Annotated in this window: 21 protein-coding genes and 1 riboswitch; of the genes, 18 read left to right on the top strand and 3 right to left on the bottom strand. The window is 65.7% G+C overall.

Features of this window, described 5'->3' with window-relative positions; translation table 11 throughout:
* The first annotated feature begins 32 nt into the window (after positions 1-32).
* From RM50_RS06945 to RM50_RS06935, 3 genes are all read left to right on the top strand, one after another.
* Positions 33-689 carry a TrmH family RNA methyltransferase gene (locus tag RM50_RS06945; protein ID WP_240471904.1) on the top strand — a complete coding sequence of 219 codons (657 nt, stop codon included), beginning with the start codon at positions 33-35 and terminating at the stop codon, positions 687-689.
* 238 nt (positions 690-927) lie between these two features.
* Positions 928-1,947, top strand: coding sequence for a class II fructose-bisphosphate aldolase (gene fbaA / locus RM50_RS06940; RefSeq protein ID WP_043451203.1), 1,020 nt, complete (start codon positions 928-930; stop codon positions 1,945-1,947).
* Positions 1,948-2,370: a DUF3151 domain-containing protein gene (locus RM50_RS06935; RefSeq protein ID WP_043451201.1), complete on the top strand. Its 423-nt coding sequence runs from the start codon at positions 1,948-1,950 to the stop codon at positions 2,368-2,370.
* 149 nt (positions 2,371-2,519) lie between these two features.
* Here RM50_RS06935 and RM50_RS06930 read toward each other — a convergent pair whose 3' ends face one another.
* Together RM50_RS06930 and RM50_RS06925 are read right to left on the bottom strand one after the other, a co-directional pair.
* On the bottom strand, positions 2,520-3,152 hold the full coding sequence (locus RM50_RS06930) for a uracil-DNA glycosylase (RefSeq protein ID WP_043451199.1): 633 nt from the start codon (positions 3,150-3,152) through the stop codon (positions 2,520-2,522).
* 199 nt (positions 3,153-3,351) lie between these two features.
* Positions 3,352-4,560, bottom strand: coding sequence for a cobalamin-independent methionine synthase II family protein (locus RM50_RS06925; protein WP_043451197.1), 1,209 nt, complete (start codon positions 4,558-4,560; stop codon positions 3,352-3,354).
* Between the two features lie 10 nt (positions 4,561-4,570).
* A riboswitch (SAM riboswitch) is annotated at positions 4,571-4,675 on the bottom strand.
* Between the two features lie 257 nt (positions 4,676-4,932).
* Between RM50_RS06925 and RM50_RS06920 the strand changes: the two genes are divergently transcribed.
* From RM50_RS06920 to RM50_RS06875, 10 genes are all read left to right on the top strand, one after another.
* On the top strand, positions 4,933-5,628 hold the full coding sequence (locus RM50_RS06920) for a SipW-dependent-type signal peptide-containing protein (protein ID WP_043451195.1): 696 nt from the start codon (positions 4,933-4,935) through the stop codon (positions 5,626-5,628).
* Between the two features lie 120 nt (positions 5,629-5,748).
* Positions 5,749-6,261 (top strand): peptidase S26, encoded by a 513-nt coding sequence (locus tag RM50_RS06915; RefSeq protein ID WP_043451194.1) that lies wholly within the window; start codon positions 5,749-5,751, stop codon positions 6,259-6,261.
* Positions 6,262-6,310: 49 nt separating this feature from the next.
* Positions 6,311-6,991: a hypothetical protein gene (locus RM50_RS06910; RefSeq protein ID WP_240471903.1), complete on the top strand. Its 681-nt coding sequence runs from the start codon at positions 6,311-6,313 to the stop codon at positions 6,989-6,991.
* Positions 6,988-8,652, top strand: coding sequence for a choice-of-anchor G family protein (locus RM50_RS06905; RefSeq protein WP_043451191.1), 1,665 nt, complete (start codon positions 6,988-6,990; stop codon positions 8,650-8,652). Before RM50_RS06910 ends, RM50_RS06905 begins: the two co-directional genes overlap by 4 nt.
* A gap of 169 nt (positions 8,653-8,821) precedes the next feature.
* On the top strand, positions 8,822-9,907 hold the full coding sequence (locus tag RM50_RS06900; protein ID WP_043451189.1) for a M14 family zinc carboxypeptidase: 1,086 nt from the start codon (positions 8,822-8,824) through the stop codon (positions 9,905-9,907).
* Positions 9,908-10,142: 235 nt separating this feature from the next.
* Positions 10,143-11,432, top strand: coding sequence for an adenylosuccinate synthase (locus RM50_RS06895; protein ID WP_043451331.1), 1,290 nt, complete (start codon positions 10,143-10,145; stop codon positions 11,430-11,432).
* 176 nt (positions 11,433-11,608) lie between these two features.
* A complete protein-coding gene (locus tag RM50_RS06890) occupies positions 11,609-11,977 on the top strand; it encodes a YegP family protein (protein WP_043451187.1) in 369 nt (122 codons plus the stop codon).
* Between the two features lie 251 nt (positions 11,978-12,228).
* Complete coding sequence (locus RM50_RS06885) at positions 12,229-12,780, top strand: RNA polymerase sigma factor (protein ID WP_043451186.1); 552 nt, start codon at positions 12,229-12,231, stop codon at positions 12,778-12,780.
* Positions 12,777-13,688: a hypothetical protein gene (locus tag RM50_RS20190; RefSeq protein WP_052260021.1), complete on the top strand. Its 912-nt coding sequence runs from the start codon at positions 12,777-12,779 to the stop codon at positions 13,686-13,688. The genes RM50_RS06885 and RM50_RS20190 overlap by 4 nt, the downstream gene beginning before the upstream one ends.
* A 72-nt stretch (positions 13,689-13,760) precedes the next feature.
* Complete coding sequence (locus RM50_RS06875; RefSeq protein ID WP_043451184.1) at positions 13,761-14,186, top strand: CoA-binding protein; 426 nt, start codon at positions 13,761-13,763, stop codon at positions 14,184-14,186.
* 4 nt (positions 14,187-14,190) lie between these two features.
* Here RM50_RS06875 and RM50_RS06870 read toward each other — a convergent pair whose 3' ends face one another.
* Positions 14,191-15,228 carry an isopenicillin N synthase family dioxygenase gene (locus RM50_RS06870; RefSeq protein ID WP_043451182.1) on the bottom strand — a complete coding sequence of 346 codons (1,038 nt, stop codon included), beginning with the start codon at positions 15,226-15,228 and terminating at the stop codon, positions 14,191-14,193.
* 45 nt (positions 15,229-15,273) lie between these two features.
* Here RM50_RS06870 and RM50_RS06865 point away from each other — a divergent pair, with 45 nt between their 5' ends.
* The 5 genes from RM50_RS06865 to RM50_RS06845 all read left to right on the top strand — a co-directional run bounded on the left by RM50_RS06865 (position 15,274) and on the right by RM50_RS06845 (position 17,919).
* Positions 15,274-15,687 (top strand): MmcQ/YjbR family DNA-binding protein, encoded by a 414-nt coding sequence (locus tag RM50_RS06865; protein WP_043451181.1) that lies wholly within the window; start codon positions 15,274-15,276, stop codon positions 15,685-15,687.
* Positions 15,680-16,234, top strand: coding sequence for a DUF1990 family protein (locus RM50_RS06860; RefSeq protein ID WP_043451180.1), 555 nt, complete (start codon positions 15,680-15,682; stop codon positions 16,232-16,234). Before RM50_RS06865 ends, RM50_RS06860 begins: the two co-directional genes overlap by 8 nt.
* On the top strand, positions 16,231-16,551 hold the full coding sequence (locus RM50_RS06855) for a putative quinol monooxygenase (protein WP_043451178.1): 321 nt from the start codon (positions 16,231-16,233) through the stop codon (positions 16,549-16,551). The genes RM50_RS06860 and RM50_RS06855 overlap by 4 nt, the downstream gene beginning before the upstream one ends.
* Before the next feature lie 15 nt (positions 16,552-16,566).
* The gene (locus RM50_RS06850; protein ID WP_043451176.1) at positions 16,567-16,860 is read left to right on the top strand and encodes a DUF503 domain-containing protein; all 294 of its coding nucleotides are present in this window, start codon (positions 16,567-16,569) and stop codon (positions 16,858-16,860) included.
* A 117-nt stretch (positions 16,861-16,977) separates the two neighbouring features.
* Positions 16,978-17,919 (top strand): hypothetical protein, encoded by a 942-nt coding sequence (locus RM50_RS06845; protein WP_043451175.1) that lies wholly within the window; start codon positions 16,978-16,980, stop codon positions 17,917-17,919.
* The last annotated feature ends 24 nt before the right edge of the window (positions 17,920-17,943 follow it).

Here is a 17,943-nt window from a genome sequence, read left to right as displayed (position 1 = left end):
TCTAGTGTTGAAGGGTGAACCAAACGCCCGGAATGACCGACGAACCGCACCACGAGCCCGAGGAGGCCGAATCCGCAAAGGCGGAGGTCGGCGTCGGGCCCTGGGAAGGGGAACTGCCTGAAGGCGACCACTGGGATCCTGACCTGCTGGCGGACGGCGACCGGCGCAACGTGCTGGACAAGTACCGGTACTGGAAACACGAGGCGATTGTTGCCGAGCTGGACTCCCGGCGGCACAACTTCCACGTGGCCATCGAGAACTGGCAGCACGACCTGAACATCGGCACCGTGGTGCGCACCGCCAACGCCTTCCTCGCCAAGGAGGTGCACATCATCGGCCGGCGGCGGTGGAACCGGCGGGGGGCGATGGTCACCGACCGCTACCAGCACGTCAGGCACCACCCAACCGTCGGGGACTTCGTGCAGTGGGCGCAGGGGGAGGGGCTGGCCATTATCGGGATCGACATCTTCCCGGATTCGGTGCCCCTGGAGACCTACGAATTACCCCGCGACTGCGTGCTGGTCTTCGGCCAGGAGGGCCCGGGGCTGACCCCGGAAGTCCACCAGGCCGCCGTCGCCACCCTGTCCATTGAGCAGTTCGGCTCAACCCGGTCCATCAACGCAGCCTCCGCCGCCGCGATCGCCATGCACGCCTGGATCCGCCGGCACGTCTTCGACCAGCACGTGTAGCCAGACCTGCGGGTGGCGGGCCCACGCCCGCGGGGTTCCCTGGCCGAGCTTGCGAGGCTAGGGTGCGGGTGGCGGGCCCACGCCCGCGGGGTTCCCTGGCCGAGCTTGCGAGGCTAGGGTGCGGGTGGGGCGTAACCCAGAGCACTCCCGGCCCGGGAATGGCTAGGATGGTGCCAAGCCGTAAGCGGTCTATTTGAGGGTCATCCACCCACAGACGAAACTCAGCAGAGGAGCCAGCATGCCCATTGCAACCCCAGAGATCTACGCCGAGATGATCGACCGCGCGAAGGCGGGCGGCTTCGCCTACCCGGCCGTGAACGTCACGTCCTCGCAGACGCTGAACGCCGCACTGCGCGGCTTCGCCGAAGCGGAGTCCGATGGCATCGTGCAGGTGTCCACCGGCGGTGCCGCCTACTGGTCGGGTGCCTCCACCAAGGACATGGTTGCCGGTTCCCTGGGTTTCGCGGCTTTCGCCCGCGAAGTGGCCAAGAACTACGGCGTCAACATCGCCCTGCACACGGACCACTGCCCCAAGGACAAGCTGGACGGCTTCGTCCTGCCCCTGCTCGAAGCCTCCGAGGCTGAGGTCAAGGCAGGCCGCAACCCGCTGTTCAACTCGCACATGTGGGACGGCTCGGCAGAGACCCTGCAGGAGAACCTGCGGATTGCCCGCGAGCTGCTGCAGCGCACCGCCGCCGCCAAGATGATCCTCGAAGTTGAGATCGGCACCGTCGGCGGCGAGGAAGACGGCGTCGAGAACGCCATCAACGACAAGCTGTACACCACGGTGGAGGACGCCCTGGCCGCCATCGACGCCTTGGGATCCGGCGAGAACGGCCGCTACATCACGGCCCTGACCTTCGGCAACGTGCACGGCGTCTACAAGCCCGGCGGCGTGAAGCTCCGCCCGGAGATCCTCAAGGACATCCAGGCGCAGGTTGGCTCCAAGATCGGCAAGGAGAACCCGTTCGACCTGGTCTTCCACGGCGGATCCGGCTCCTCCGACCAGGAAATCGCCGACGCCGTCTCCTTCGGCGTGATCAAGATGAACATCGACACGGACACCCAGTACGCCTACACGCGTCCCGTGGCTGACCACATGTTCAAGAACTACGACGGCGTCCTGAAAGTCGACGGCGAAGTGGGCAACAAGAAGACCTACGACCCCCGGGTGTGGGGCGCCTCCGCCGAAGCCGGCCTGGCAGCCCGCGTGGTGGAAGCCACCAAGCAGCTCGGCTCGGCCGGAAAGACCTTCTAAATGTCGGACGAGTTCCGCCGGAACCTGATGGGGCCGGAGCCCACGCTCCTGCCTGCCGAAACAGAGGTATACGGGCAGCTCGAGGCCGGGCACGAAGCCCTGGACCTGGTGGAAAAGCACCCCACGTCCTCGCTCCTGTGGGCCATCCTGGCCGAGGAAGCGTGGACCGAGGGCCGCACCATCGACTCCTACGCCTACGCCCGGGTGGGCTACCACCGCGGACTGGACGCGCTGCGCCGCAACGGCTGGCGCGGCGTTGGTCCCATTCCCTGGGAGCACGAGCCGAACCGCGGCTTCCTGCGTGCCCTCTACTCCCTGGGCCGGGCCTCATCGGCCATCGGCGAAGCTGACGAGCCGGAGCGGATCGAGAAGTTCCTCAATGACTCCGACCCCAAAGCCAAGGCGGCCATCGAAGGCTCCTAGATCCCCACCGCCTCCCTGGCGTCGATTCGCTCAGCCAGGGAACCCCCGGCGGCGGAGGCCCCTCCAGATGGACGACGGCGGCCGGTCACCTTTCACATGAAAGGGGACCGGCCGCCGTCGTCCTGGCTATGAAGTCCGTCGAAACGTGGCTAGCCCTTGTTGGCGATGCCCGTGCGCGCCATGGCATCGGCGTAGGCGGCGCGCATGTCCTCGAGGTATTCCTCCTGGCGCGCCGGGGAGCCGGCGAAGGCGCGGCCGCTCAAGGACCGGACTTTGTAGGTCTTCAGGCCGCGGCGCCACAGCAGGGGCACTTCGGTCTTCAGCAGGAGGTTCGCCAGGCGGTTGGCTTCGGTGCCGTGCGCCACGATCACCGAGGCGCGGGGCACCAGGGCCAGGAACTTCAGCAGGGGCTTCAGGCCGGCCTGGATCTGGTCGGGAGTGAACTTGCCGTTGACTTCACCCGGGACATGCCAGGGGTGGACGTTCCACGGCATGACGAACTCGGGGCGCAGGCCCAGTTTCCACTGGATGCCGAGCATACGGGTGGCAGCGTCCTGGTCCCCTGCCGTGATGAACCCGGACTTGTCCGCCTCGCCGATGTTGGAGAAAAGGCTGACGATGCGGCATTCCTCCACGTCGTGCATGGGGTCCACGTAGGGAACTGTGGTTCCGGGCTTGGCTTCCCGCAGGGAGTCGCACAGTTCGTTGACGGCGGCCACGCTGGGTTCGTAGCGGCGGCTCATGAGCTGTTCGTGGAATGTTTCGGGGGCCAGGGCTGTCATGAAGGGCTGGTTCTCCTGCGGGGATTGGCATTGCTGCCGTCACCGAAACGGGCACGCGGGCGCGCGTCATGTCGGTGGCGGTTGGTTGGGGTGGGCCGGCTCCTGGCCGGCCTTGTCCAGTTTAGCAAGCCGCGGGAAGCGAAACGCCGGCCGTGCCTTCCGGTGATGGAAGGCACAGCCGGCGTTTCGGGCTTCAGTGCTACCAGAGACGTTTGGTGGCGCGGCGTGCGCCCTCGCCCAGGGCCTCCAGTTTGGCGAAGGCGATCTGCGGGTGGACGCGGCCGCCCAGGCCGCAGTCGGTGGAGGCGACGACGTTCTCGCGGCCCACGATGTCGGCAAAGCGGACAATGCGGTCTGCCACCAGGTCAGGGTGTTCCACCACGTTGGTGGCGTGCGAAACGACGCCGGGGACGATCACCTTGCCCTCGGGGAGCCTGGTGTCCTCCCATACCCGCCATTCGTGTTCGTGGCGGACGTTGGCTGCTTCGAAGGAGTATGCGCCGGCGTTGACCTGCAGCACTGACCCGATGATGTCGGCAAGGGGGATGTCCGTGGTGTGCGGGCCGTGCCAGGAACCCCAACAGACATGCAGGCGGATCTGTTCCTGCGGGAGGTCGCGCAGCGCCCAGTTGGTGGCCTCAACGCGCAGCTGGATGAACTTCAGGTAGTCCTCCAGGGACGGTTCGGGGTTGATCTGGTCCCAGCTTTCGGCCAGGGACGGATCATCGAGCTGGACCGTGAGGCCGGCATCGATGATGGCCTTGTATTCCTCCCGCATGGCATCGGCACAGGCGTAGACGAGCTCCTCGTCCGTCTTGTAGTACTCATTGGCCAGCCGGGCGCAGGAGCCGGGGGAGAGGGACGCAACGAAGCCGTCCGAGAGCCCGGCCGCAGCCAGTCCGGTCTTCAGGTTCCGGACGTCCGATGCCACCAGGTCCTGGCCGGTGTAGGTCAGGGGCCCGGTGATCTTGGGCTGGGCGACGCTCTTGCGGTGCGTCAGGATGCCGGAGGAGGGGTCGTTGTAGGCCTCGTTGAACGCCTGCCGGTCCCGGCGGTCCGGGAAGGAGGTCAAGACGATGTTGCCGGGGGAAGAGCGGTGCACCTGCGCATCGGCCCAGCGGTCCACATTCGTCGGCTCCAGGCCGCCCAGACGCGCAAAGGAGTAGTTCCACCACGCACCGTAATCCACGGAACTGGACATGGTGTGCCCGTACTCGCCGTCATTTGGGATGTCGATGCCCAGGTCCTTCTGGCGCTGCACCACGTCCACCACGGAACCTTCGAGGAGTTCCAGGAACCCCGGCGTAATTCCCTCGGCCTCCCTGGCGGCGTTGGCCGCGATGAGCTCCGGCGTCCGGGGCAACGAGCCGGCGTGGGTTACGCGGATGTGATCGGTGTTCAAAGACATGCTGGGTTCCTTTCCATCGGTCCTGGCAGTAGCACCTTCGGCCGGCGGCTGTGCTGCCGGACCGTGGTTGCTGCGGCGTCACTGAGCCAGGTCTCTTGGCCGCTCCGGATGGTTCACTCCCACCTAAAGCGACAGCAAGGCGGCGGGGCAAATCGGTTTCAGAATGTGGCGCGCCGGCGTCAGGGGCAGCTGGTCCGCCCCATTCAGCCGCGGGAAAGCGGCAGTTGATAACATTTAATACACCGACTTGACTTTAATTAGTAAGTAATGATGGTGTAGAAACATCGGTCTTTTGGGGGAAATACCGATAATCCCCCATACCCGTGTCCCGGTTCTTACCGTTCGGGGTTTAATTCTAATTTGGGGGAAATCATGGTTGAATCAGCCAGCGCTAGGCCGCGCTCACAAAAGGCTAATAAAGTCCGCGCCATTCTTGCCGGCGGGCTTGTCCTGGGGATCGGCGCGGCCTTCACCCTTGCTGCGTGGACGGACAACGAGTGGGTCTTCGGCCAGAGCGGGAACGGCGGCGGCCCGGGTACCAAGGTCTACCACATGGAGCAGAACACCTGGTCCGGCACCTCGGGCGAGGCGGTTTGGAATGACGAGCCGGCTGCTCCCGGTGGAGCCCTGACGTTCAGCGTCAATGCTGACGATCTCGTACCGGGATCGACTGTCTACGCCCCGATGCAGTTGCGCGCTTCGGACAAGTCCCAATCATTGGTGGCCACGCTGACGGGGGCTGCCCGGCTCGACGAAGCAGACTCGGTCACCAACTCTGCAGCGCTGTACGGTGCTCTTCGGTACCAGCTGAAGAAGGATGTGGACAAGGACCTTTGCAACGCCACCAACTTCTCCTCCAATGGAGCTGATCTTGTTCCCGTTGGCTCGACCCTGAACACCCGTTCGGGCACCCCCATCAACCTGGCGGCCGGAGCTACGGATGCAGCCGCGGGTGCACCCGTGAGTCTTTGCTTCGCCCTGACGCTTCCTTCGAATGCAAGTGTTGATCTTCAGGGACTGCGTACGACCCCCTTGTGGACCTTCAGCAGCACTGTGGGCCAGCAGTAGCCGCCACCCGTGCAGCGGATATCCGCCAGGCGTGGGTACGGGTTCCGGGCGGCCGGCGTGCCCTCCGGAACCCGGGTCCCGCCGGCTGTTCGAGGCGCGGCCAGGGGGCTCAGGGAGGTCTTGCTTTCCCTCGTTGCCCTGCTGGGACTGGCATGCATCCTCTGCCTGGTCCTCGGCTTTTTCTTCAAGGCGTCCTTCGTCGTTTTCCGTACAGGATCGATGGAGCCGCTCTATCCGGTCGGAGCGCTGTCCCTGACCGTGCAGGTCACCGCCACGGATCTCGTCCCGGGCGACGTCGTGTCGGTCCGCCGGGAAGCGGCGACCGCCCTGGTGACCCACCGCGTGGTGGCAGTTGACCCGCCCAGTGTGGAGGGGGCCACCGCATCGCTAAGGCTTCGCGGCGACGCCAACACGTCGGATGACCCGTTGCCCTACGAGGTGGCCACGGCCCAGAAGGTGCTGTTCACTGTTCCCGGCCTAGGAGCCTGGGTCATGGCTTCACGGGGGCCGGAGTTCCTGGGCGCAGCAACGCTCGCTGTGACCGTGCTGGTGACATGGGCCTACTGGCCGCGGCACGGTGCAACTGGCCAGGTGGAGGTCGACGACGAACCCCCGGCGAAACCACAACAGTAAGGTCGTAATTGACATGGCGGGACCCAGCTTCAGGCACGTCGCAAGAGCCGTGGGGGTTATCGCAGTTCTGCTGGCCACCGCTGCGCCCGTCGCAGCGGTGGCTGACGAACCATTGGTGCCGGTTCCGGAGACGGGAGCGGCAGGTTTCCTTTCCCTTTCTTCGTCGGTGTATCCATTGGCCCTTCCTGCGCTTCAAGCAGGGGAGTCCTTCACTTGGCAGATTGGCATTTCGGTGGACCAGCCCAGCGGTCAGTCGACCCTGCAGTTGACTGCCGATGGTGGGATCGCCGGCACAAACACTTACCTGGTTTCTGTGGACGAATGCGATGTCCAGTGGCAGGGGAGCAGCGGCCTTGGCGGGGATTTGCGCTGTCCCACCGCGTCCACGCCGCGCATAGCGCCGGTGGCGCTGGCCGAACACCGGCAGGATGTGCTGGTTCCCTTGCGGGATCTGCGCGGCGGTACCTCACCCTACCTCCGCTTCATCCTGTCCCGGCCTGGGGGTTCGCAGGATCCGCGGGACACATCACTGACCTTGGGTATCGGGGTCACCGCTGCAGGCAATGACGACGCCGTGAGCCCGCCGGCGCAGCGGCCGCCAGTACCGCTGGCGAACACAGGGGCAGCGGTGCTCCAGGGACTGCTGGCAGGCAGCGGCCTTCTGCTCCTGGGCGCGGCGGCCGTGGCGGCCGGCCGCCGAACCAGGGCCCGGACCGGGAGAACATCATGACAGCCCCACGCAGGAACCTGCGTCACCGCGCGGCCAGGAATCCGCGCACCTCCCTGGCGATAGCAGCGGCGGCTGCGGTTTCCCTGGTGGCGACCGCCACGGTCACCACGGCGGCGTGGGTGGACAACGAGTGGGCCACCGGCAGCGTAGGCGTTGGCTCTCCGGGGGACTGTGCCACCAACACGCTCTTCAGCGGCGAGGCATCGGCCACCCAGCTCACGGGGAGCGTCCTGGGCACGAACCTGAAGTCCATAGCCGGAGTTGAGGGTCTCACCGTCACCAACGCCGACGGTGCGGCGTCACCGCTGCCTCTCACGGCTACTCCGGTGACAGGCATTCCGGACGCCTTCATCAGTAAGCTGCCTGTCACGGCCCTTGGCACTAATCCGGTGACGGTGGGCCTGGGCCTGGGGCTCCCCGTGGGTGGCCTGGGCACCTACACACAGTGGGCACAGGCCCTGGACAGCGGGCAAGCCCGTGCTGCAGCCGGGCTCGTCACCGACCAGTCCGGGGCCGTGGACGTGGGTGGAACTGCAGCCGGGGCTGCCACCGCGCCGCAGGCGGCCGCAATCTCGCTGGGAAATATCGTTCCCGCGTCACTGGCTGGCGTAACCCTCGACGTAGGTGCCGTGGCGTCTTCCACGTCGGTCCAGGCATGCGGCATGATCAACGGCTGGCCTACGTTGGCCGCGTCCCCAGGCATCTCAAGGGAGTACGGGGTGGCAAGCCTTGACCTGGGTGCGGATGTCCCCGCCGCCGGTACGATCGTGGCCGCAACGAACACCGCGCTTGTTGGCGTGCCTACGCTGCAGGATCTGCAGAGCAACCTCATCAGTGCACTGAATACCGGAGTTCAGGAGGCGCTCGGATCTCTGGGCCGTGTCAGGACCACAACAACCGCCGCCGTCGTCGGATTGGATCTCAGTCCGGTCCGTGCGCTGCTTGAACAGCCGCAGACCCAAGGCGCTGTGACGCTCAGTCTTGACACGGGCCGCCTGACGATAGATCTGGCCAGGCTTCCCGGCGCGGCTGCGCTGAGTAAGGGGCGGCCCCCGAACACTCCGGTGGTTCTGACGCAGGCCGACATCACGCAGTTGCAGGAAGACGTTCGATCGCTCCTTGCACGGGTCGCCATGCGGCTGGGGACCGCAGTCGATGCTGTGACAGTATCGGCGACCGTTAAGGCGAGTGTTGAAGTTCCGCTCGTTGGCACTGTCTTGGGGAGCACCGATATCCAGATCGCCGGAACCGTGGGGCAATACCGGGCGGGCACAGTGCAGCCCGCTATCACCGCCGTCGGGCTGGATCTTACGCCGTTGCTTAGCAACCTCGTGGGGGCGGTTTTGGAAGCTGTCACCACCTCCGTTGTGGTGCCATTGAGCGCAGCGGTGTCCAATCTGGACACGGCACTGGCACCCCTCATTGCGGGCGCCCGCGCCGATGCCGGGGCCATTCTGGCTTCAGTGGGCGCCCTGGTGTCCATCCATGTCAACGTTCAGCCTGACCGGCCCTGGCCCGGGGTAAAACCCGCTGATGTCTCAGCCAAAGCAGGGGAATACAAAGTGTCGGCTGTAAGGATTGGCCTGATTAATGATCCGGAATTACTGAGTCTTTCGCTTGGCACTTCTTCCGCTGGGCCGTTTGGTTACCGGCCCTCGTGATTTGCGCCGGCGCGCGGGAACTTTTTTCCGATATTAACCGTTATAAGCCCTGCTGCCGCTCGAAATAAGAAGTAAACAATTTTAGTCAATGTAATTGACCAACAGTAGTTTCCTTGCTTGGCTTTCTGTCACAGACCGCAATGGGGGACATGGCGGCTGGACGCACCCAATGCACTCGAAAGAGGTACCGCACGTGAAGAAATCCCTGGCTACTTTCAGGACCCTTGCCGCTTCAGGAGCCTTGGCGCTGGCCGTTGTTGCCATAGCCGCCCCGGCCCACGCTGTGGGGGAAGGGCCCAACTACGGCGACAACGGCCAGATCACTACCTCGAAGCTGGCCACCTACGACCAGATGGTTTCCTTCCTGAAGGACCAGGACGCCAGGCAGCCGGCCATGGAGCTCGAAGTCATCGGCCAGACCGTCAAAGGCCGGGACATCCACCTGGTCAAGTACATCTCGGACCCGGCCAAGCCCACCATCCTGTACCTGACCCAGCAGCACGGCAACGAGCAGCTGACCACCGAGGGCGCGATGGAGTTCATCAAGCACCTGGGGACCGGCAAATCCGCGGACATCCTCAAAGGTGTGAACATCCTGGTGGTGCCCATGCTCAACGCGGACGGCGCCATGGGGGACGTGAACTTTTCGCTGGATGACTACCTCGCCAAGGGGGACCGGCACCTCACACGCTACAACGCGGAGGGCGTGGACCTGAACCGCGACCATTTGGCCAAGGTCCAGCCGGAAACCCAGGCGCTGCACAACAACGTGATGCGCAAATACCGGATCGACTACATGATCGACCTGCACCACCAGGGCACCCGTGCGGAACGCGACGGCAAGCTGGTGTCCGGCTCCATCCTGTATCCCACCACGCCCAACGCCGACCCCGCCGTCGTCGAAAAATCCAAGCAGCTGGGCGCTGTGGTCTTCAACAACGTCGACTCCACCGGCTGGGGCCATCTGGGCAAGTACCAGGGCGGCAGCGCCGAGACCATCAGCCGCAACGGCATTGCCGTGGAGTACGGCATCGCCACCCTCCTCTTCGAGATGCGGGGCATGTCGGACCACTACCTGGACGGTTACGCCCTTGGGCAGCGCAGCAACGGCTACCTGATCAAGCAGACCGTCACTATGCTGACATCGACCGCCGCAGCGATCGCGGACGGATCCATTGCCGGCGCCGACACCTCCTTCTGGGACACGCTCGCCGAGCAGACCTCGCGGCCTGCGGGGGAAGCAGAGGACGAGTAGGCGTCTCCGGCCGGCCGCGGTCCAGTTATCCACGGGACCGCGGCGGGCCACACGCTGGACAAAGTGCCCAATCCGCTAAACTTGGGTGGTAAGAGCCCCCGAACTCTTGCGTCGCTGCGCCGCAACGCGGCCTGGCGAAGGCCGGTCTGTTCGGGGCATTCTCATGAACGGCGCTGCACGGGCCCGCCACCTGGTGGCTGGACGCGGGCAGTCCGAACGAATGGGGGAGGATCCCATGCCAGCAATTGTGATCGTAGGAGCCCAGTGGGGCGACGAAGGAAAAGGCAAGGCCACCGACCTGCTGGGCGGCCGTGTTGATTACGTCGTCAAGCCCAACGGCGGCAACAACGCCGGGCACACCGTCGTCGTAGGCGGTGAAAAGTACGAACTCAAGCTGCTGCCGGCAGGCATCCTCAGCCCCAATGCCGTCCCCATCATCGGCAACGGCTGCGTGGTGAACCTGGAGGCACTCTTCCAGGAAATCGACGGACTCCAGGCCCGCGGTGCCGACACGTCCAAGCTGCGGGTATCCGCCAACGCCCATCTGGTGGCCCCGTACCACCAGGTCCTGGACAAGGTGACGGAACGCTTCCTGGGCAGCCGGGCCATCGGCACCACCGGCCGCGGCATCGGCCCCGCCTACATGGACAAGGTGGCCCGCCTGGGCATCCGCGTCCAGGACGTCTTTGACGAATCCATCCTGCGCCAGAAGGTGGAGGGTTCGCTGCGGCAGAAGAACGAACTCCTGGTCAAGGTCTACAACCGCCGCAGCGTGGTGGTGGACGAGATCGTGGAGTACTTCCTGTCCTTCGCCGAGCGTCTCCGGCCCCTGGTCATCGACAGCACCCTGGTCCTGAACTCCGCCCTGGACGAAGGCAAGGTGGTCCTGATGGAGGGCGGCCAGGCCACCTTCCTGGACGTCGACCACGGCACCTACCCGTTCGTCACCTCGTCCAACCCGACCGCCGGCGGCGCCTCAGTGGGCTCGGGCATCGGCCCCACCCGCATCTCGCGTTCCATCGGCATCATCAAGGCCTACACCACCCGTGTTGGTGCCGGCCCGTTCCCCACGGAGCTCTTCGATGAGATGGGCGTCTACCTGCAAAAGACCGGCGGTGAGTTCGGCGTGAACACCGGCCGCCCGCGCCGCTGCGGCTGGTACGACGCCGTCCTGGCCCGCCACGCTTCGCGCGTCAACGGCTTCACGGACTACTTCGTCACCAAGCTGGACGTACTCACCGGCATCGAGCAGATCCCGGTGTGCGTGGCCTACGACGTCGACGGCGTACGCCACGACGAGATGCCCATGACGCAGACCGAATTCCACCACGCCAAGCCCATCTTCGAGTACTTCGACGGCTGGACTGAGGACATCACCGGTGCCCGCACCCTTGCGGACCTGCCGGAAAACGCCCGGAACTACGTCCTGGCGCTGGAGAAGCTCTCCGGCACCCGGTTCTCCGCCATCGGTGTGGGCCCGGACCGGGACCAGACCATCGTGGTGAACGACCTCATCAACGACTGACACGCTCCTCCACAGCAGGATCACGACGGCGGCAGGCCACCTTCCACGGGTGGCCTGCCGCTTGCCGTGGCGGGGTGGAAAGCAATTTACACAGGCTTAACGTGAACGGCCTTGTGGGGCCGCCGCCGTCGCGGCCAGACTCTTTGGTACCCCCTGGTGCCCAAGGAAGGACCGTCATGGCCGGAAAATTCGAAGCATTCGTTGACGCTGATTCCCTCTTCCGGTTCCGGCTGCTGGCGCCGGATGGCGCCGTGGTGGCGGTTTCCGGACCGTACCAGGACAAACAGGCGCTCGCCGCCGGAATCGCCGCCGTGCGCGAATGCGCGGGGACCGGCCTGGTCACGGATCTTTGTCCCGCAGGGGCCCCGGTCCGTCCCGCGGCCGTCCCCCTGGCCGGCGCCGACGCACCCGCCGACGTGCCCCCCGCCGTCGTGCCCGCCTGCGGCGAGGAACGGATGCCCGGCAGGCTGCATACCTTCCCCCTGGCGAAGGTGCCGCGACGGCAGGGGACGGCACCCCGGTGGACCCGGGCAGCGGCCCGCTGACGAACGAAAAAGCTGGTTTCAAAAAAGTTTTTGAAAACGCGTAACCCTTTCGCGGTGCGCAGCGATTACCTCTATGAAGTGCCGGTCTGGAACCTGTCCCCCATCACGTTCCAGGCCGGCTCTTTTGTCTTTCGGCGGGCTTGTGGCGGTACCTGCGGCGGTGGTTACCGAAGGGTAAAGTGGGGGCAGCGTTCCGGATGTACTGAACGCCTGCCTAGCCAACACCTTTTTTGACGGAAAGTCCTACGTCAGTGACCGATGCCCAGAAAGATGAGGCCCAGGACCGGCCGGTTACCGGGACCGTTGCCTTCAGCCTCGTCTACAAGACATATGCGTCACAGGTATTGGGTTATCTCACGGCCCGGGGAGTCGAGGATCCGGAGGCGGCGATGCAGGAAGTGTTCCTGTCCGTCCTGCCCCGGCTCGACACTGTCCATGGTGGGGAGGGCGGTCTGCGTACTTTTATCTTTTCCGTTGCCCACGCCCGGATGGTGGACGACCACCGACGCCAGAGCCGGAGCCCCGCCAAGCTGCCGTTCGAGCCGGAACTTGACCAGCGCGAGGACACCTCGGCGGAAAACGAAGCCCTGCAACGCATCTCGCCGGGGGAAGTCCTGGGGCTCCTGGATGGACTGCCCGCTGACCAGCGCGAAGTGCTGTCGCTGCGCCTGCTGGGCGGCCTGACGCTTGAACAGACAGCGGAGGCCATGAATAAGAGTGCCGGTGCCGTGAAACAGCTCCAGCGGCGCGCCCTATTGAAACTCCGGGACCTTGCGGCAGTGAAGGAGTATCTCGCGCCATGACATCCGCTTCCGATAACCTCGCCACCCGTGTCGATGGCATGTTGCAGGACGCAGGCCTCGGCCAGGACGTGGAACTCCGCGGCGTCCTGCTCTCGCTGGGCTCCCTGGCGGCCCTGCCGGCGCCGGAACCTTCCGGTGACCTGGCGGCGCTGCTTCAAACAGGAGACGCGCCAAGGGCCGGAGAGCCTGCCCCCGCCAAACAGCCCGGGGATGAGCTGGCCCGCCGCCGCCGGCGCCGCCGTCACCGTCCCACCGCCCTGGGCCTGGTCCTGGTGGCCGGGATGGGGTTGGGCGTTGGCGGGGTGGCCGCGACCTCCACGGTCTCCGGAAACAACGGCGTGGAGCACCTGCTGGAGGAATGGGCGCCATGGAACAGGCCTGCCACCGCGGCGCCCGCTGCCCCCGGCTACCGTGCCACGGATCCGGCAGCCGGCGCAGAACCGGCAGGTGCCGCATCGGCAGCCGCGCCTGGTGGCACTGTCCGCGCCGGGAGCCATGGCTTCCGGCTGTTGCGGGATCCATCAGGCGTGCCTGCCGCCCCGGTTTGCGCCGGACCGCTTAAGCACGGCCCCGGCACCGGCGCCGCAGCATGCGCGGCCGGCTCCGCCGCATCCTCCACCATGGATGCCGCAACCGGGAACGGCAAGGATCTTGCGGGACCGTCCACAGGTGACCGAACGCCTGCGGAGGCAGCTGGAACCGGCGCCGCTGCGGGGACCGGTGCGCCCGCCGTGCCGGGTGGCGCCAGGACGCCTGAACCAAATCCGGCAGGCGGACTGGACCCCGGGGCTCCGGCACAGAATGCCGGCTCCGCGGACAATGCAGGCCAAGCCCAGAGCCCGCCACAGGGTGCAGGACAAGGCGACGGCCCGGGGAATGGCCGCACCAACGCAGTCCCGGCGAAATAGCCGGTATCCAGCCAAACGGGTGCGCGTGGGCGGGCCCGCGTTGTTGGACAAGTTGCAGCGTAGGCTGATCCCATGGGCCACACGAACGATCCCGCAGTCATCGAACGCCTCCTCCGGACCAAAGGCCGCTGGGCCATCGTCGGCCTGACCACCAATGAGTGGCGGTCGGCCTACGACGTCTCGCTGTTCATCCGTGACAGGTTGGGCATGGAGATCATTCCAGTCAATCTCCGCGGGGATGCCGTCCACGGCGAAACCGGGTACCGCACCCTCGGTGACATCCCGGCGGAAAAGCAGCCCATCGACGTCGTGGACTGCTTTGTGAATTCGCAGAAAGTGGGCGAGGTGGTGGACCAGGCCATTGCCGTCGGGGCAAAGGCGGTATGGATGCAGCTGGGCGTCATGGACGAAGCCGCGGTGGAACGCGCCAAGGCGGCAGGCCTGGACGTGGTGGCCAACGCCTGTCCTGCCCAGGTTGCCTGGAAGTACAACCTTTAGCGCTTCACCGGGTCCGGCCCTTCACCATGTCCGGATAGTGCCGTTCGGTGACGTCCGGGTGCGCCCGCATCCGTCCTTTGAGCATGTTGAGGCCGAATGACGCAAGCAGCGGATTGTTGGGATCGTCGGTGATGCCACGGGCCGCTGCCTTCAGCCCGGGCGCCAGCGGGACGGGCTTAATGACGGCGTCGAGGCGGGGCGACCAGAAGAACGGAACCGAATACCGGTCCACGCCCGGCGGCGGGGCCTGCACGCGGTGGATGGTGGCGGCAAGGTATCCCTCCGTGGCCACCTCCAGCATCTCGCCAAGGTTGACCACCAGGGCTCCCGGGAGCGGCTCAACGGGCAGCCACTGGCTGGTGCCCGGCGGCAGGACCTCGAGGCCGCCCACTTCGTCCTGCAGCAGGAGGGTCACGAATCCGTAATCCGCGTGCGACCCGACGCCCTGGTCTCCGGCCGCCTCCACCACCCCACCCACATAGTGCACCAGCTTGCCCATCCAGGCGGGAGTGCCCTGGAAGGGTTCGTCGAAGTAGTCCTCCGGCAACTCCAGGGACACTGCGATGGCGCGCAGGAGTTCCATCCCTACCTCGGACATGAGGTCCGCCCATTCCATGGCCGCGGGTTTCAGCTCGGGTAAGGCGTCGTCAGGCCAGAGGTTGGGGCCCTGCAGAAGCCAGTAGGGCTGGTCCGCGGGATAGTCCCTGACCGGTTCACGTTCCGGCGAATAGTCGATCTGTTCCCGTGCGTCTGCCCGGCCCTGCGTCACCTCAGTGCCCATGCGGGTGTAGCCGCGGAAGTGGGGAGACAAGCGGTTGTCGAGCTTCAGCCGCTCCTCGAGCGGCAGGTCGAAGAAGCGCCGGACGATGTCCAGTAGGTGCTCTGCCTGGCCCGGCCGTCCGCCATATCCCGTGACCTGGAAGAACCCGACATCGTGGGTGGCATGCCGCAGTTGCTCGATAAACCCGGAACTGAAAGTCCCGTAGGGCTGCCGTGCGGAACTCAGATCCAGAACAGGTATGGCTCCCTGATCGCGTGACATCCTCGCAGACTAGCACCGGGCAGGTCCTGTTTATAGGCTTCCCTTATGGACCCAAATGCGCTGCGCAGGATCTGCCTTTCGTTTCCCGGCGCATACGAGGATTTTCCCTTCGGACCCGAGACTTCGGTCTTCAAGGTCCGCGCCAGCACCGCCGGTGGAGCCCGCCACGAGGCAAAATTGTTTGCCCTGTCCTCCATGGACAAAGACGACTTCTACGTGAACCTCAAGTGCGAGCCGGCCCTGGCGGTTCAGCTGCGCGCGGTCCATCCCGCGATCACCGGCGCATGGCACATGAACAAGACCCACTGGAACGGAGTCCGTCTGGACGGCTCGCTGCCGGATGGGATGATCCGCGACATGGTGGAGGACTCGTACGACCTGGTGGTGTCCGGCTTGAGCCGGAAACAGCAGGAGCAACTGGGCTGGGCGCGGTTCGAAAGGGCAGGCCGCAATGACTGACAGGGAACAGACGGAGGCCGGGCTGGACTACCCGGACGTGGGCGGCACAGAACACGGCCTCGCCCCGGAAGGGTACAGCCGCGTCCTCGAGGAGGCCCGGCTGGGGAACGGACTGGACCTCTACCGGCGGGTTGCTGACGGCATCCTGGGCTGGGAGCTGCAGCGGCGGGCAGGGCTCCGGGTCCGCGCCGATTCACCCAGGGCGGTGCCCGGGGCGCGCGTGGTGAGCGGATTCGGCGTCGGGCCGTTCCGCCTGCCCGCCCCCTGCCAGGTGGTGTGGGTGCACGAACCCCTGCCGGACGGTGTTCCCCAATCCGCCGGCTTCGGCTACGGAACGTTGCCCGGCCATCCCGCCCGCGGGGAGGAGTCCTTCGAAGTGGAGATCAACGGCCAGGGGGAAGTGTGGCTGCGGATCCGGGCGTTCAGCAGGCCAGCCAACTGGTTCTACGCCGCCGGCGGTGTGGTCACCCGCGCGGCGCAGCGCCACGTTACTTCCCGGTACATTGAAGGGGCACGCAGTCTCGCCGCGGAAGGAACATCCCAGTGATCTTTATCGTCGTCAAGTTCAAGGTCAAGCCCGAGTGGGCCGAGCGCTGGCCGGCCCTGGTGGCGGACTTCACCGAAGCCACCCGGCAGGAGCCAGGCAACCTGTGGTTCGACTGGTCCCGCAGCCTCGACGACCCCAACGAGTACGTCCTGGTGGAGGCCTTCAAGGACGATGCCGCCGGCGACCACGTCAACAGCGCACACTTCCAGAAGGCCATGGCGGATATGCCGCAGGCCCTCGCCGAAACACCCAGGATCATCAGCCGGCAGCTCGACGGCGACGGGTGGGACCTCATGGGTGAACTCACCATCGAATAACCAAGGGCCAGTGCCATGTGGATCGGCTGGATCGAGTTCGACATTCTTCTGGGCGACGTGCACAGCCTGAAGGAGAAACGCTCGGTCGTGCGGCCGCTCGTTGCTGACGTGAAACGCCGTTTCGAGGTCTCCGTCGCTGAGGTGGGGGACCAGAACCAGTACCGGCGCACGAAGCTGGGGGTGGGGCTGGTGGCAGCTGACCGCAGGCACCTCGTGGAGGTGCTCGACGCCGTCGAACGCTTCGTGGCCGGCCGCCCCGAGCTTGAGCTGCTCAGCGCGCGCCAACGTGAGCTGCACAGCGAGGATTAACTCATCGATTGCTGAGTAGTTGTCGTTTTCGGGCCTCAAAACGACAAGTACTCAGCAGTCGATTGAGGGTGTGGATAACTTCTGCGGGTGTTGCCTGGATTCTGCTGTCATGGATCGATGAAGACTCCACAGCCGCTGCCGGAGGAACTCCGGGGACGCCCCTTCACTCTTAGTGACGCTTCGGTTGCCGGAGTCTCCCCACGCCGCTGGCGGCACGGATCGCTGGCATACCGTGGCAGGGGCATCAGGATGGAGGGCCCGACGGCGGAGCTTGCGTTGGGCGCGCGGGTCCGTCCTTTCATCGAGGTCAACGAGCTTTGTGCTGCCTCTCACGTTACGGCCGCGGAGCTTCATTCACTGCCGCAGCGGCGGCGGGATGAGGCCTTCGACGTCTACCACCTCATACGCCCCGAGGGCGCAGCCTACCTGGACCGGCCCCACGTCATCGTGCACCGCATGAAGCTGTACGGGGATGAAGTCACGGCAATGGACGGGCTTCCGGTCACAACGCCGGCGCGGACCTGGCTGGACATGGCCGAGCTGCTGTCCGTCGACGAGCTCGTGGTGATGGGGGATGCCTGCGTCCGCGTGCCCAGGCCGGAGTTTGAGGGCCGGGACATGCCCCTGTGCAGCACAAGGGACCTGCAGCGGACCATCGACAGGCACCGGGGCAAACGGGGGCTCCGGAAGGCGAAGGAGGCCCTGGCACTCATTCGGGTCGGAGCTGATTCACCGCAGGAAACCCTGCTCCGGCTCGCGATTGTCCGCGCGGGCCTGCCCGAACCGGAGCTGAATGTGCCGATCATTACTGAGGATGGCACCAGGCATCATGAGCCGGACCTGTCCTACCGCAAATACAAGATCGGAATCGAGTACGAGGGCGACCACCACGGCGAGGACAGTCAGATCGCCAGGGACATCACACGATCCGAACGGTACGCTGCGTTGGGGTGGACTGAGGTCAGGATCTCCAAGCGGCACATGGTCAACGACGCGAAGCCTGCCGCCGCCAAAGTGCTTGTTGCCTTGGCCCAGGCCGGCTGGCGAAGGGGATCTTAAAAACGACTGCTGCGTACTTGTCGT

The sequence above is a fragment of the Pseudarthrobacter phenanthrenivorans genome, assembly GCF_000813845.1.
Lineage (GTDB): Bacteria > Actinomycetota > Actinomycetes > Actinomycetales > Micrococcaceae > Arthrobacter > Arthrobacter phenanthrenivorans_B.
This window is presented reverse-complemented; position numbering and strand designations above follow the sequence as displayed.